The sequence below is a fragment of the Streptomyces poonensis genome (assembly GCF_014650915.1).
GTDB lineage: Bacteria > Actinomycetota > Actinomycetes > Streptomycetales > Streptomycetaceae > Streptomyces > Streptomyces poonensis.
Genome location: NZ_BMVW01000032.1, coordinates 16,413 through 29,730 on the forward strand (window position 1 = coordinate 16,413; position 13,318 = coordinate 29,730).

A 13,318-nucleotide genomic window follows, 5' to 3' on the forward strand; every position below is an offset into this window, starting at 1 on the left:
CATGGCTGGACTCACCGGGGCGTTCCGCACGTACCGTGTAGCCGCCCCACACGTTCGTCCAGCACATGCTCGTCCAGAAAGGACCGTCCTGTGATCGTCGTCGCCGGTGAGGCCCTGATCGACCTGGTACCGCGGGGAGCGGGCGCGCTCGTGGATCTGCGGCCCGCGCGCGGTGGCGGCCCGTACAACACGGCCGTCGCGCTGGGCCGCCTCGGCTCGCCCACGGCCTTCTGCTCCCGCGTCTCGCGCGACCCGTTCGGCGAGGCACTCCTGGACGGACTGCGTGCGGCGGGTGTCGACGTGGCGTCCGTACAGCGGGGGCCGGAGCCGACGACCCTCGCCGTGGCCTCGCTCGACGAGGGCGGCTCGGCCGCGTACTCCTTCTATGTCGAGGGCTCGGCGGACCGCCTGTTCGAGGCGCCCGCCGAGCTGCCGGAGGGCACCAGGGCGGTCTCCTTCGGCACCTGCTCGCTCGTCCTGGAACCCGGTGCGAGCGCGTACGAGGAGCTGATGCGGACGGCGGCCGCGCGGGGTGTGTTCACCGCGCTCGACCCGAACATCCGTGCCGGGCTCATCCCGGACGCGGATGCCTACCGGGCCCGCTTCAAGAGCTGGCTGCCGTCGGTGTCGCTGCTGAAGCTCTCCGCGGAGGACGCGGAGTGGCTCGGCGGTACGCCGCACGAGTGGCTGGCCGCGGGTCCGTCGGCCGTCGTGATCACGCAGGGCGGCGACGGGCTGACCGCCTTCACCCGGGACGGCGCCGTCCACCCGGTCCCCGGGGAGAAGGTGGAGGTGGTGGACACCATCGGCGCCGGTGACACGGTCAACGCGGCCCTCCTGCACGGCCTGGCCGTACGCGACGCCCTCTCCCCCGCGGCGCTCTCCGCCCTGACCGCCGCCGACTGGACCGCCCTGCTGCGCTTCGCCGCCCGCGCGGCCGCGCTCACCTGCTCCCGGGCGGGCGCGGAGCCGCCGTACGCGGCGGAACTCTGACGGAGCCGCGCCAAGGGCAGACGACCGCGGCACACCGTATTGACCGCCTTCTCCCCCGCCCCCAGAGTGGCGGTGACGCCGTGTTCACGCAGCACCGCGCGGCTCCGGGCGGTGCCGGAAGTCGTCCAACGGGGGCACCATGGTCAGCGTCGCCGTCTTCACCACCGACAACGCTGCGGGCCGCGAACTGTTCACCGGCTGCCGCAGCCTCGTGCGCAGTCTGTACGGTCGCTCGGCCCGGGTCCGGGACCACTCCTCCTCCGGTCCGGCGTCCTTCGCCACCAGCAGCGTCGCCGCGGACCTGGTGATCTTCGACGGCACCCCGGACGGTCCGGGCGAGCATCGGTACGGCATCATCCAGTCCGCTTCCTTCATGCTGGAGCACGTCCTCCTCGTGGGCCGCCGTTATCTGCCGGTCAATGTGGTGGGCACCCGGCGGGGCGGGGCGCCGGTCTACCCCCACGAGCAGAGCAACGAGGCCATCCTGGAGTGGATCGAGCACCAGCTCACCGGACCGGACCGGATCGAACTGCCGCGGCCACTGTGGCGCAAGGCGGTGCCGCCCCTGTTGTCGTCGCAGAACCGGGTGGGGGCACGCCGAGCGGCCGGGCGGCAGGTCTTCCTGAGTTACCGCGGGACCACCTACGACATCGCGAAAGACCTGAAACGACGCATCGAGCAGGGAGTCGTCGACGGTGGCCGCCGCTCGGTCCAGCTCTACGAACCCGGCGAACTGGCCGTAGAAGACGAGGTGCTGTCCCCGCTGATGCGCTGGAACGTGCTCAGCATCATCAGCGACGCGATCCTCGACTGCGAGGAGTTCTGGGTGGTGGACCATCCGGAGTACTGGCGGTCGTGGTGGACGCGCGGCGAGTTGGCGACCCGTGCGTACTTCAACGACCGTGCCGTGCTGCGGGTCTACGATCCCGTGCGCGGCACCGTGCAGGAGGCCGGTCCCGAGTACCAGGTCACCCTGGCGGAGGCCCAGCGCCGGCGCATGGCTCGGTGCTTCGTCAACAGCCACCCCGAGATGATGGCACCGGAGGCGATGGTAGCCATGCGGGGCTACGCCGCCCTCGGCCTGCAGCGAATCTTTCGCATGGCTTCGGACGAGGTGTTCTCCGACTCTTTCTGGAGTACTCCGCTGCTGCAGTGCGCGGCGTGCAACCGGGGGCGGGACGCGGCGCCGAACGACCTGGACGCTTTCCTCACCAACCGCTATCCCGTACTGCATCCGGTCCCGGCAGCGGATCTCGTACACGCCGCCGGGCAGGGCACCCCGCTGCCCTGCCCGAACGAAGACTGTCCCGGTGCCCTCCGCTACCGCGTGGAGCTGACGCCTCCGCGGTACGTGTGGTATCCGCTGCCTGTCGGGCCGACAGCGACCAGTCTGGAGACCCTGCCGACATATCGTGTCGTCCCTGTATGAGGCGCGTCATGTCTCGGGAAGCCCACATCTCGGGAGGCGACACGGTCGCCGGTGTCATGAGCTTCCCCGTTCGCGGGGTGCGGACATGATCGAGAGCAGTGGTTCCAGCACTGCGGGCGGGTCTCCTGCGGCCAGGAGGAGCTCGAGTTGACGACGCATGGAGGAGATCGCCGCACCATCGGCCGAATGGACCGCGAAGGTGTAGTGCCGCAGGGCCTCGGCCGGCGGCCCCTCCGTCGCCCCGGTCAGCAGGTACCAGTGCAGGGCGAGTTCGGCCAGGCTCGCGTGTTCCCAGGTGTCGCGCGGCCCGATCTGTCTGCGTTCGACGGCGAAGCGGACCACCGGCAGTACCGACTCCGCCTCCGCCACATCGCCCGCGCCGCCGCCGAAGTGCTGCCCTCTCACCCTCAGGAGCGCCAGCGCGTTGACCCCTGGGTAGTGGTCACCCGGATCCGCCGCCATGCCGCTGCGATAGGCGTCGACGGCACGGTCGAGGTGGTACAGGGCGCTCTTCTCGCCGAGGCCCAGGGCGAGCTCGAAGGCACGCTTGGCCGCGCTTCCCAGCAGTCCCCACGTTTCGGACGAGTCCGGATGGAGGGCGTCCAGCCGCTGAAGCCTGTCCTCGGCGTCCTTCAGGTACGCCAGGCGCTCCGCCGGCGTTCCGGGACGGTGGATCAACGTGAAGGCGTACCGCTGCTGCATGCGGACCCGGGCGAAGGAGATGTCGGCTTCGGCCAGCGGGGCCAGCAGGATGCGCCCCTTCTCCAAGCAGCCCAGCGTGACGAGAGCCAGCCCGATCTGTTCCAGCAGGGCGCGACGGCTGCTGTCCGGCAGTTCCTCCTCCTGCACCTGCGCGGTGATGCCGGCCAGTCGCTCGGCGTCGTGCAGATCCGCCGCCAGGGATATCTCCTCGGTATGGTGCGTGAGCCGGTTGATGAGCGCCGCGTCGTGGTCGGAAGGCAGCCGTACGGGCTCCAGCAGAGGGAACACCGCCCACACCGGGCTGTCGGTCCCTCGCTTCGACGCCCGCAGCGCGGGCCTGAGCATACGGATCCCCGCGACGGCCTGCCGGTCGCTGATCCGCCTCATGCCGCGTTCATAGCGCTTGACGGTGGCATGCCCCAGATCGAAAGGCGGAGTGACCCACCGTGGTGCCATGAGGAGCGTGCCGGAAGGCCTCCAGGCATGCCGCACACCCAATTCCCACAAGACGTTGGGATTGAGCGTGGCGAGGTCCGCGACGAACAGGTCGGCGGTGTTGATGCTGTGCAGCATGCGCGCGTCGATGGTCTCCAGACCCGACTCGAGATCCGTGCGGATCGGCCGGTAGCCGCTGTCGAGCAGAACGGGCACGAGAACCCGGTTCCAGGTCTCGTTCGCCTCGAACAGCCTGAGTTCACGCGTGGCGTCGCGCTTGCGGCCGTACGGCATGGCGACGAAGGCCGTGGGCGCGTTCTCCTTCCTCGCGGAGGGATCCAGGCGGAGCACCAAGTGGCCCAGTCTCTCCGCCGAGTCCGCCAGCGACTCCGTGTGGTCCTCGCCCTCGCGGCGACCGGCGGTCACGGCGACGAGCACGAGCTCCTCCGGTTCGTGCCCAGGGGTGTCGACGGCTTGCAGGTTGGCGCGCGCGTGGTCGAGCAGCGCACGGTTGACCGCGCGGAATCCGTCGTCGTCCGCCGAAGCACCCGCGAGGGAGCGCAGCCGGACGCCGGGGCTCTCCGCGAGGTCATGGAACGCCCCCGCCCAGCCGCTCCCCTTGTCGGCCACCGAAGCCGCCACGAAGGCATCGGCGTCCTCGGTGAGCAGGAGATCGATGTTCGCCCCGGCTCGCAGGGCGGCAGCGGCGGCCAGCAGATCGGTACCGGCCGCCGCGGAACCCACGGCAAGCCGTGGACGCAACCCCGCGAAGAGCCGCTCCAGTCGCTCCTTCAGCCAGGGCACCGCGGTCTCGGGGAACGGTCCCTTCGGGCCCGACGGCCGTCGACCGGTGAAGACGACGATCATGACATCCCCCGTTCCGCCCACAGGGTGTTCTCCTGGCCGGTGATCTTCTCCACCTGCTCGGCGAGCAGGATGTCGGCGTCCTCCACGCCGGCATAGTGACCGGCACGCGCCAGGTACAGGTACTGCTCACGGCGCAGGCTCTCGCACACCGCCCGGTAATTGATCCAGTTCTCCTGGAACCTGAAAAGCTGCTGCGCGCCTTCGATGACCGCTACCAGGGCGCCCATCGCGGCGACGGCCCAATGGGGAGCGGAGGCTGCAACTGCCACCGGGAGGCCTGCCGCCAGGGCCAGTGTGGCCATCTTCAGACGCTTGAACTGCCGTTGGCCGTAGCCGCTCTTCCGGTCGAACCAGCCCATCTGGTCCTGTAAGCGCTCCCACGTCACATCGGCCGGCCGTGCCGCGCGCAGCTCCCTCGGCTCGCTCCTGGTTGCGGGAACACCAGGTTCCATACCGGAACTCCCCTCGATACCGCTACCGGGTCCAGGGCGACGCATTCCGGGTGCGCCGGCACCACGCGCCGGCCCGGACTTCGATGCGGTGCGCGGCGCATCGGCCTCTTCCAGTTTCCCCGTCCGGTCGCATGCAGTGAAGTCCCGAAAGAACCGAGCCCGCCGGTGACGGGCAGGCCCGCCGCGCGACGCGGTTGCGGTCACTGCGGCGCCTTCTTCGCCGGGGCGGGCGGTCCGGGATGTCTCCCATGACGGTGTGGACCACCACGGGAGGCTCCGCCCCGGTGGGAGGGGGCCATGAGTTTCCTGTGGGAGCGGCCATGAGTTCTCTGTCGTCACCGCAGGCTACGGGCACAAGAGACATCTCAGTGCCCCCATCCCGCAGGCAGCGCGCCCGGTCATGAGCGACGACGGGAAAGAACGGGAATGCCGGGCGGCGGCTCGTCAGGAGCCTCCGCCCGGCATTCCGCTCGCCTCACTCAGACCTTCCGGGCCCGAGTCGCCTTCTTCGCGGGCGCCGCCTTCTTCGTGGCCGTGCTGTCGGCGGTCCTGACTGTCACCGCCTTCTTCGCCGTCGACCTGGCAGGGACCGTCTTTTTGGCCGCGGCCTTGCGCGGGGCCTTCACCGGGGCGGCGTCGCTGACGCGCTCCGCGCCCAGGATCTCGCGGAGGAACTTGCCGGTGTGGCTGGCCGGGACCCCGGCGACCTGCTCCGGCGTGCCCTCGGCGACCACGACGCCACCGCCGCTGCCGCCCTCGGGGCCCATGTCGACGAGCCAGTCGGCGGTCTTGATCACATCGAGGTTGTGCTCGATGACGATGACCGTGTTGCCCTTGTCGACCAGGCCGGACAGCACCTGGATGAGCTTGCTGATGTCCTCGAAGTGCAGACCGGTGGTCGGCTCGTCGAGCACGTACACCGTGCGCCCGGTGGAGCGCTTCTGCAGCTCGCTCGCCAGCTTGACGCGCTGCGCCTCACCACCGGACAGCGTGGTGGCGGGCTGGCCGAGCCGGACGTAGCCGAGACCGACCTCGTTGAGCGTCCGCAGGTGGCGGGAGATGCCCGGCACGGCCTCGAAGAAGTCGAGGGCCTCCTCGATGGGCATGTTGAGGACGTCGGCGATGGACTTGCCCTTGTAGTGGACCTCCAGGGTCTCCCGGTTGTAGCGCGCCCCGTGGCAGACCTCGCAGGGGACGTACACGTCCGGCAGGAAGTTCATCTCGATCTTGATGGTGCCGTCGCCGGAGCAGTTCTCGCAGCGGCCGCCCTTGACGTTGAAGGAGAAGCGGCCGGGCTGGTAGCCCCGCACCTTCGCCTCGGTGGTCTCCGCGAACAGCTTGCGGACGTGGTCGAAGACACCGGTGTACGTCGCCGGGTTGGACCGCGGGGTGCGGCCGATGGGCGACTGGTCGACGTGGACGACCTTGTCGACGAGGTCGTCGCCGTCCACGCGCGTGTGCCGGCCGGGCACGCTGCGGGCGCCGTTCAGCTCGCGGGCCAGGTGGGTGTACAGGATGTCGTTGACCAGCGTCGACTTGCCGGAGCCCGACACACCGGTGACGGCCGTGAGGACACCCAGCGGGAAGGACACGTCGATGTCCTTCAGGTTGTTCTCGCGGGCGCCGTGCACCGTGAGCGCGCGGCCGGGGTCGATCGGGCGGCGGACGTCCGGGATGCCGATCGCCTTCTTGCCCGCCAGGTACTGCCCGGTCATCGACGCGTCGTTGTCCAGCAGCTCCTTGAAGGTGCCGCTGTGGACGACCTTGCCGCCGTGCTCACCGGCGCCGGGGCCGATGTCGACGACCCAGTCCGCGACCTTGATCGTGTCCTCGTCGTGCTCGACGACGATGAGCGTGTTGCCCATGTCGCGCAGCCGGACCAGGGTCTCGATCAGCCGGTGGTTGTCGCGCTGGTGCAGGCCGATGGAGGGCTCGTCGAGGACGTACAGGACACCGACGAGACCGGAGCCGATCTGCGTGGCGAGGCGGATGCGCTGGGCCTCGCCGCCGGAGAGGGTGCCGGCCGCGCGGTTCAGCGACAGGTAGTCCAGGCCGACGTCGACCAGGAAGCGCAGCCGCTCGTTGACCTCCTTGAGCACCCGCTCGGCGATCTTCTTGTCGCGCGCGTCCAGCCTCAGCTCGCCCAGGAAGTCCGCGCAGTCGCTGATGGACATCGCGGAGACCTCGGCGATGGACTTCCCCATGACCGTGACCGCGAGGACGATCGGCTTCAGACGGGTGCCCTCACAGGTGGGGCAGGGCACCTCGCGCATGTAGCCCTCGAAGCGCTCGCGGCTGGTGTCGCTCTCGGCCTCGCTGTGCCGCCGCTTCACGAACGGGACGGCGCCCTCGAAGGCCGTGGTGTACGCGCGCTCGCGCCCGTACCGGTTCCGGTAGCGGACCTCCACCTGCGTCTTGTGGCCGTACAGGAGGGCCTTCTTGGCGCGCTGCGGGAGACCGGCCCAGGGGATGTCCGTCCGGAAGCCGAGCGCCTCGGCGAGTGCCCCGATCAGCCGGGCGAAGTAGTCCTTGGTGTGCCCGTGGGACCAGGGGTGGATGGCGCCCTCGTCGAGGGACTTGTCCTCGTCGGGGACGATCAGCTCCGGGTCGACCTCCATGCGCGTGCCGATGCCCGAGCAGTCGGGGCAGGCGCCGAAGGGCGAGTTGAAGGAGAAGGAGCGGGGCTCCAGCTCCTCGAAGGACAGGTCGTCGTACGGGCAGTACAGGTGCTCCGAGTACATGCGCTCGCGCTCGGGGTCGTCCTCGGGGAGGTCGACGAAGTCGAGCACGACCATGCCGCCGGAGAGGCCGAGCGCGGTCTCGACGGAGTCGGTGAGGCGGCGCTTGGCGGAGTCCTTCACCGTGAGGCGGTCGACGACCACCTCGATGGTGTGCTTCTCCTGCTTCTTCAGGGCCGGCGGCTCGGTCAGCTGGATGGTCTGCCCGTCCACGCGCGCGCGGGAGTAGCCCTTGGTCTGGAGGTCGGCGAAGAGGTCGACGAACTCGCCCTTGCGCTCGCGCACCAGCGGCGACAGCACCTGGAAGCGGCTGCCCTCCGGCAGCTCCAGGACCTTGTCGACGATGGCCTGCGGCGACTGGCGGGAGATCGGGCGGCCGCACTCGGGACAGTGCGGCTTGCCGATGCGCGCGAACAGCAGCCGCAGGTAGTCGTAGACCTCGGTGATCGTGCCGACCGTCGAGCGCGGGTTGCGCGAGGTCGACTTCTGGTCGATGGAGACGGCCGGGGACAGGCCCTCGATGAAGTCCACGTCCGGCTTGTCCATCTGCCCGAGGAACTGCCGGGCGTACGAGGACAGCGACTCCACGTAGCGGCGCTGGCCCTCGGCGAAGATGGTGTCGAAGGCCAGCGAGGACTTGCCCGACCCCGACAGGCCCGTGAAGACGATGAGCGAGTCGCGCGGCAGGTCGAGCGAGACGTTCTTCAGATTGTGCTCGCGCGCGCCACGGACGATGAGACGGTCGGCCACGCCGGTCCGCACCTTTCTTGAGGGAAGAGACAGGGGCGGGGCCCCCGTCGATTCCAGACTAGGGGGAGCCACTGACAGCGCCGGTCCTGTTTCCCCGTTCACAACAATCCCGGGCCTTCCAAAATGCCCGGCGCCACCCCCGACCTTATAGCACGCGCATTCGATTTACTGGGATACTGGAAGCCCTTCACTCGTCGGCGTGGCGGGGCTAGGGTCGGGCCTCATGATGGATCACGCCCGTGACCTGGCATCACTGCATGACGCGACCGAGCGGCTGCTGACCGCGGTCGCCGCACTGGACGACACCGCTGTGACGCAGGCGTCACGGCTGCCCGGCTGGAGCCGCGGCCACGTCCTCGCCCACCTCGCCCGCAACGCGGACGCGCTCGTGAACGTCTTCGAGGGACGTCCCATGTACGTCTCCGGGGACGTACGGGACGCCGAGATCGCGCGGGACGCGCCGCGGCCCCTGGACGCCCAGCTGACCGACGTGCGCGACAGCGCGGCACGCTTCCAGGACGCGGTGGCCGCGCCCCAGGACTGGTCCCGCACGGTGGAACTGCGCAACGGGGTGAAGGATTCCGCGTCCCGGGTGCCGTTCCGGCGGTGGGCGGAGGTCGAGCTGCACCACGTGGACCTGGGCATCGGGTACGAGCTGGAGGACCTGCCCGAGGAGTTCACGGAGCGGGAGATCGCCTTCCTCGCCGACCGCTTCGCCGGGCACCCGGAGGTGCCGTGCACACGGCTGACCGACGGCACGCGCGCGTGGAGCACGGGAAGGGAGGCCGGCGGGCCCGAGGTGACGGTCTCCGGTCCCGCGCCCGCCCTGCTCGGCTGGCTCGCCGGGCGCCGCGACGGCACCGGGCTCGACGTCTCCGGCGGGGCCCTGCCCGCGCTGCCTCCGCTGTAGGACGGGCTCGGCCGGGGCGGCTGCCGTGGCGCGTGCACGCGACGCGACGGCAGCCCGCTCTCCGCGCTCTCCTCCGCCCTAGACTGACCGCCATGACGTACAGCGGAGCGGTGAAGGTCGGCGGCCCGGCGGACGTGCACGAACTGCAGGACCTGATGATCTCCAAGGTCGCGGTCGGCCCGATGGACAACAACGCGTATCTCCTGCGCTGCCGCGCCACGGACGAGCAGCTGCTGATCGACGCGGCGAACGACGCCGGCACCCTGCTCACCCTGATCGGTGACGACGGCATCACGTCCGTCGTCACCACGCATCAGCACGGTGACCACTGGCAGGCGCTGGCCGAGGTCGTGGCGGCCACGGGCGCGCGGACGTACGCGGGCCGCGACGACGCCGACGGCATCCCGGTGCCGACCGACGTCCTGGTCGACGACGGCGACGTCATCCGGTTCGGGCGCATCGAGCTCACCGCGCGTCATCTGGTGGGCCACACGCCCGGTTCGATCGTCCTCGTCTACGACGACCCGCACGGGCACCCCCATGTGTTCACGGGGGACTGTCTGTTCCCCGGAGGTGTGGGCAACACACGCAAGGACCCGAAGGCGTTCGCGAGCCTGATCCACGATGTCGAGACGAAGGTCTTCGACGTTCTTCCGGACGAGTCATGGGTCTACCCCGGTCACGGCAACGACACGACGCTGGGCGTGGAGCGCCCGCAGCTGCCGGACTGGCGCGCACGGGGCTGGTGAACCCCCGCGCGCGGGAAGCCGGTTACCGAGTTCACGAGAACGCAACACCCGTTCCCATCATGCGGACAGTTGCCTTATTGACCTCGACAGACCGGACGCCGCGCTGTCAGTCTCCCGCCATGCATCTCGCCGCAGGAGCACTTCGCACCCCGCGCACGCTGCGCCGCGCCCTGTCCGCCGCCACCGTCGTCCTGCTCGCCGTGGCCGTGGGCTGTGCCCCGCAACCCGCTGAGAACGCTGAGAACGCCTCCGACAAGGCATCCGGCTCCCCGCAGAAGACGTGCGCCCCGGGGAAGCTGGAGACGGAGACCACCGGCAAGCTGACGATCGCGACCGACGAGCCCGCCTACGAGCCCTGGTTCAAGGACGACGATCCGGCGAGCGGCCAGGGCTTCGAGTCGGCCGTCGCGTACGCCGTGGCCGAGCGGCTCGGCTACGGCGAGGGCGACGTCGTCTGGCAGACCGTGCCCTTCAACAAGGCCTTCGCGCCCGGTGACAAGACCTTCGACTTCGACATCAACCAGGTGTCCATCAGCGAAGAGCGCAGAAAGGCCGTGGACTTCTCCTCGGGCTACTACGACGTCCGCCAGGCCGTCGTCGCGCTGAAGGACAGCCCGGCGGCGAAGGCGACGAGCGTCGCCGACCTGAAGGACGTCAAGCTGGGCGCCCAGGTCGGCACCACCAGCCTCGACCACATCCACGACGTCGTACGCCCCGAGCAGGAGGCCGCCGCCTTCGCCAAGAACGACCAGGCCAAGTCCGCGCTGCAGAACGGCCAGGTCGACGCCATCGTGGTCGATCTGCCGACCGCCTTCTACATCACCGCGGCCGAGGTGACGGACGCGAGGATCGTCGGGCAGTTCGAGAACCGCGGCGGTGCGGTCGAGCAGTTCGGTCTCGTCCTCGACAAGGGCAGCGCGCTCACCCCGTGCGTGACGGACGCCGTGGACGCCCTGCGCGAGGACGGCACGCTGGCGGAGATCGAGAAGAAGTGGCTGTCGGACGCCGTCGACGCCCCGGTGCTCAGGTGACGGTCGCGAAGGAAAGGCCCGGGCAGGACGACGCGGACGGCGTACGGACCGCGGGCGACCCGTACGTCCCCTCCGCGCGGCGGACCGAGCGGGAGGCGTACAAGCGGGCCCGTGCCCGCCGGGCGACCGCGGTGGCCGCGCTGTCGACACTCGTCACGGCTGCCGTCCTGTACCTGGTCGTCGTCAACGCGCCGGGCTGGCCGCGCACCAAGGAGACGTTTTTCGACTGGGGATACGCGCGCGAGGCGTTGCCCAAGGTCCTCGAAGGGCTGTGGCTCAACCTCAGGCTGCTGCTCGTGTGCGGCGCCTCGGTGCTCGTCCTCGGCATGCTCCTCGCCGTCGCCCGCACGCTGCGCGGCCCGGTGTTCTTCCCGCTGCGGGTGCTGGCCGCCGCGTACACCGACTTCTTCCGCGGACTGCCGCTGATCATCAATCTGCTGATCGTCGTCCTGGGGGTCCCCGCGCTGCGGCTGCAGGGCGTGACCGTCGACCCCGTCCTGCTCGGCGGCACGGCGCTGACCCTGACCTACTCGGCGTACGTGGCCGAGGTGTTCCGCGCCGGGATCGAGTCCGTGCACCCCTCGCAGCGCGCCGCGGCCCGCTCGCTGGGTCTCACCAACCGGCAGGCCCTGCGGTACGTGGTGGTGCCCCAGGCGGTACGCCGTCAGGTGCCGCCCCTCCTCAACGACCTGGTGTCGCTGCAGAAGGACACCGGTCTGGTCTCGATCGGCGGCGCCGTGGACGCGGTCCGCGCGGCCGACATCATCGTGGGCCGCAGCCTCAACTACACGCCGTACATCGTCGCCGGACTGGTCTTCGTCGCGCTGACCATCCCGATGACCCGCTTCACGGACTGGGTGACGGCCCGCATGGACCGCCGGCGCGCCCAAGGAGGAGCCCTGTGAGCGACGCGCCCGTACTGCGCATGGAGTCCGTCCGCAAGACGTTCGGCGGCACGGTCGTGCTGCGCGACATCGGCCTGGAGGTCGCCCCGCACACGGTGACGGCCCTGATCGGCGCCTCGGGGTCGGGCAAGTCGACGCTGCTGCGGTGCGCCAATCTGCTGGAGGAGATCGACGACGGGGCGATCTGGCTGGACGGCGAGGAGATCACCGACCCGCGGACCGACCAGGACGCGGTGCGCCGCCGGATCGGTGTGGTCTTCCAGGCGTACAACCTCTTCCCGCACATGACCGTGCTGGAGAACGTCACGCTCGCCCCGCGCCGGGTGCACAAGGTGCCGCGGGCGCGGGCCGAGGAGCGTGCGCGGGAGCTGCTGGACCGGCTCGGTCTCGGTGCGAAGGCGGACGAGTACCCGGACCGGCTGAGCGGCGGGCAGCAGCAACGGGCGGCGATCGTGCGGGCGCTGGCCGTACGGCCCCGGCTGCTGCTCCTGGACGAGATCACCGCCGCCCTCGACCCCGAACTCGTCGGGGAGGTCCTCGCCGTCGTCCGGGACCTCAAGGACGAGGGCATGACCATGGTGCTGGCCACGCACGAGATGGGGTTCGCCCGCGAGGTCGCGGACCAGGTGTGCTTCCTCGACGGGGGCGTGGTGCTGGAACGCGGCACCGCCGAGGAGGTCTTCGGAGATCCGCGGCAGGAGCGCACCCGGCGCTTCCTGCGGCGGATCGTGGAGGCGGGGCGGCTGTAGCCGGCGCCCGGAAGCCCGCCGGGGGCTCAGGCGTCGGCCCGCCCCGCTCCCGCCAGCGCGGCGACCCGCTCCACGGCGAACACGTACCCCTGCACCCCGCACCCCGCGATGACCCCGTCGGCGCGGAGCGAGACGTACGAATGGTGCCGGAACTGCTCGCGCCGGTGGATGTTGGAGATGTGGACCTCCAGCACGGGCAGGCCGTCGCAGGTGTTGAGCGCGTCCAGGATCGCCACGGAGGTGTGCGAGTAGGCGCCGGGGTTGATGACGATCCCGGCGTGGTTCAGCCGCGCCTCGTGGATCCAGTCGACCAGTTCGCCCTCGTGGTTGGACTGCCGGAAGTCGATCGTGCCGCCGTGCGCGGCCGCCGCCTTGGCGCACATCCCTTCGACGTCGGCGAGGGTGTCGGAGCCGTAGATCTCGGGCTGGCGCTGGCCGAGGAGGTTCAGATTGGGCCCGTTGAGGATCATGATCGGGGCGTTGGCGAGGGTGCGGGGCACGGTTCCTCCGGTCCGGTCGGCTGGTCGGCGTGTGCACGACGGTGGCTCGCCTTCGGTCTATCACGGTGCGCCGACACCGCTACCGCGCGCCCCCGTAACCGGTGGTCA

General features: G+C 70.3%; 11 protein-coding genes. 7 read left to right on the forward strand and 4 right to left on the reverse strand.

Translation table 11 applies throughout. From position 1 onward, the window contains the following. The first annotated feature begins 90 nt into the window (after nucleotides 1–90). A complete protein-coding gene (locus IE242_RS37000; protein ID WP_189867431.1) occupies nucleotides 91–993 on the forward strand; it encodes a carbohydrate kinase family protein in 903 nt (300 codons plus the stop codon). Between the two features lie 139 nt (nucleotides 994–1,132). Continuing rightward, a complete protein-coding gene (locus IE242_RS37005) occupies nucleotides 1,133–2,422 on the forward strand; it encodes a hypothetical protein (protein WP_189867433.1) in 1,290 nt (429 codons plus the stop codon). A 54-nt stretch (nucleotides 2,423–2,476) separates the two neighbouring features. Here the strand turns inward: IE242_RS37005 and IE242_RS37010 are convergent, their stop codons facing one another. The 3 genes from IE242_RS37010 to uvrA form a co-directional block, all read right to left on the reverse strand. Beyond that, nucleotides 2,477–4,447 (reverse strand): tetratricopeptide repeat-containing protein, encoded by a 1,971-nt coding sequence (locus tag IE242_RS37010; protein ID WP_189867435.1) that lies wholly within the window; start codon nucleotides 4,445–4,447, stop codon nucleotides 2,477–2,479. Beyond that, on the reverse strand, nucleotides 4,423–4,878 hold the full coding sequence (locus tag IE242_RS37015; protein ID WP_189867437.1) for a DUF4231 domain-containing protein: 456 nt from the start codon (nucleotides 4,876–4,878) through the stop codon (nucleotides 4,423–4,425). Before IE242_RS37015 ends, IE242_RS37010 begins: the two co-directional genes overlap by 25 nt. A gap of 479 nt (nucleotides 4,879–5,357) precedes the next feature. After that, the gene (gene uvrA, locus IE242_RS37020; protein WP_189867439.1) at nucleotides 5,358–8,366 is read right to left on the reverse strand and encodes an excinuclease ABC subunit UvrA; all 3,009 of its coding nucleotides are present in this window, start codon (nucleotides 8,364–8,366) and stop codon (nucleotides 5,358–5,360) included. Between the two features lie 223 nt (nucleotides 8,367–8,589). Here uvrA and IE242_RS37025 point away from each other — a divergent pair, with 223 nt between their 5' ends. The 5 genes from IE242_RS37025 (at nucleotide 8,590) to IE242_RS37045 (ending at nucleotide 12,710) form a co-directional block, all read left to right on the forward strand. After that, nucleotides 8,590–9,276 carry a maleylpyruvate isomerase family mycothiol-dependent enzyme gene (locus IE242_RS37025; protein WP_189867441.1) on the forward strand — a complete coding sequence of 229 codons (687 nt, stop codon included), beginning with the start codon at nucleotides 8,590–8,592 and terminating at the stop codon, nucleotides 9,274–9,276. A gap of 92 nt (nucleotides 9,277–9,368) precedes the next feature. Beyond that, nucleotides 9,369–10,025 carry an MBL fold metallo-hydrolase gene (locus IE242_RS37030; RefSeq protein WP_189867442.1) on the forward strand — a complete coding sequence of 219 codons (657 nt, stop codon included), beginning with the start codon at nucleotides 9,369–9,371 and terminating at the stop codon, nucleotides 10,023–10,025. A gap of 119 nt (nucleotides 10,026–10,144) precedes the next feature. Next, nucleotides 10,145–11,056, forward strand: coding sequence for an ABC transporter substrate-binding protein (locus tag IE242_RS37035; RefSeq protein WP_189867444.1), 912 nt, complete (start codon nucleotides 10,145–10,147; stop codon nucleotides 11,054–11,056). Beyond that, nucleotides 11,053–11,961: an amino acid ABC transporter permease gene (locus IE242_RS37040; protein WP_189867446.1), complete on the forward strand. Its 909-nt coding sequence runs from the start codon at nucleotides 11,053–11,055 to the stop codon at nucleotides 11,959–11,961. The genes IE242_RS37035 and IE242_RS37040 overlap by 4 nt, the downstream gene beginning before the upstream one ends. Nucleotides 11,962–11,981: 20 nt before the next feature. After that, nucleotides 11,982–12,710 carry an amino acid ABC transporter ATP-binding protein gene (locus tag IE242_RS37045; RefSeq protein WP_189867452.1) on the forward strand — a complete coding sequence of 243 codons (729 nt, stop codon included), beginning with the start codon at nucleotides 11,982–11,984 and terminating at the stop codon, nucleotides 12,708–12,710. A gap of 26 nt (nucleotides 12,711–12,736) precedes the next feature. Here the strand turns inward: IE242_RS37045 and aroQ are convergent, their stop codons facing one another. After that, nucleotides 12,737–13,210: a type II 3-dehydroquinate dehydratase gene (aroQ, locus tag IE242_RS37050; RefSeq protein ID WP_189867448.1), complete on the reverse strand. Its 474-nt coding sequence runs from the start codon at nucleotides 13,208–13,210 to the stop codon at nucleotides 12,737–12,739. Between the last annotated feature and the right edge of the window lie 108 nt (nucleotides 13,211–13,318).

Coding starts and splice junctions, on each gene's coding strand:
- IE242_RS37005 (WP_189867433.1), top strand. CDS start 1,133: ATGGTCAGCGTCGCCGTCTTCACCACCGACAACGCTGCGGGCCGCGAA.
- IE242_RS37015 (WP_189867437.1), bottom strand. CDS start 4,878: ATGGAACCTGGTGTTCCCGCAACCAGGAGCGAGCCGAGGGAGCTGCGC.
- IE242_RS37025 (WP_189867441.1), top strand. CDS start 8,590: ATGATGGATCACGCCCGTGACCTGGCATCACTGCATGACGCGACCGAG.
- IE242_RS37030 (WP_189867442.1), top strand. CDS start 9,369: ATGACGTACAGCGGAGCGGTGAAGGTCGGCGGCCCGGCGGACGTGCAC.
- IE242_RS37035 (WP_189867444.1), top strand. CDS start 10,145: ATGCATCTCGCCGCAGGAGCACTTCGCACCCCGCGCACGCTGCGCCGC.
- IE242_RS37045 (WP_189867452.1), top strand. CDS start 11,982: ATGGAGTCCGTCCGCAAGACGTTCGGCGGCACGGTCGTGCTGCGCGAC.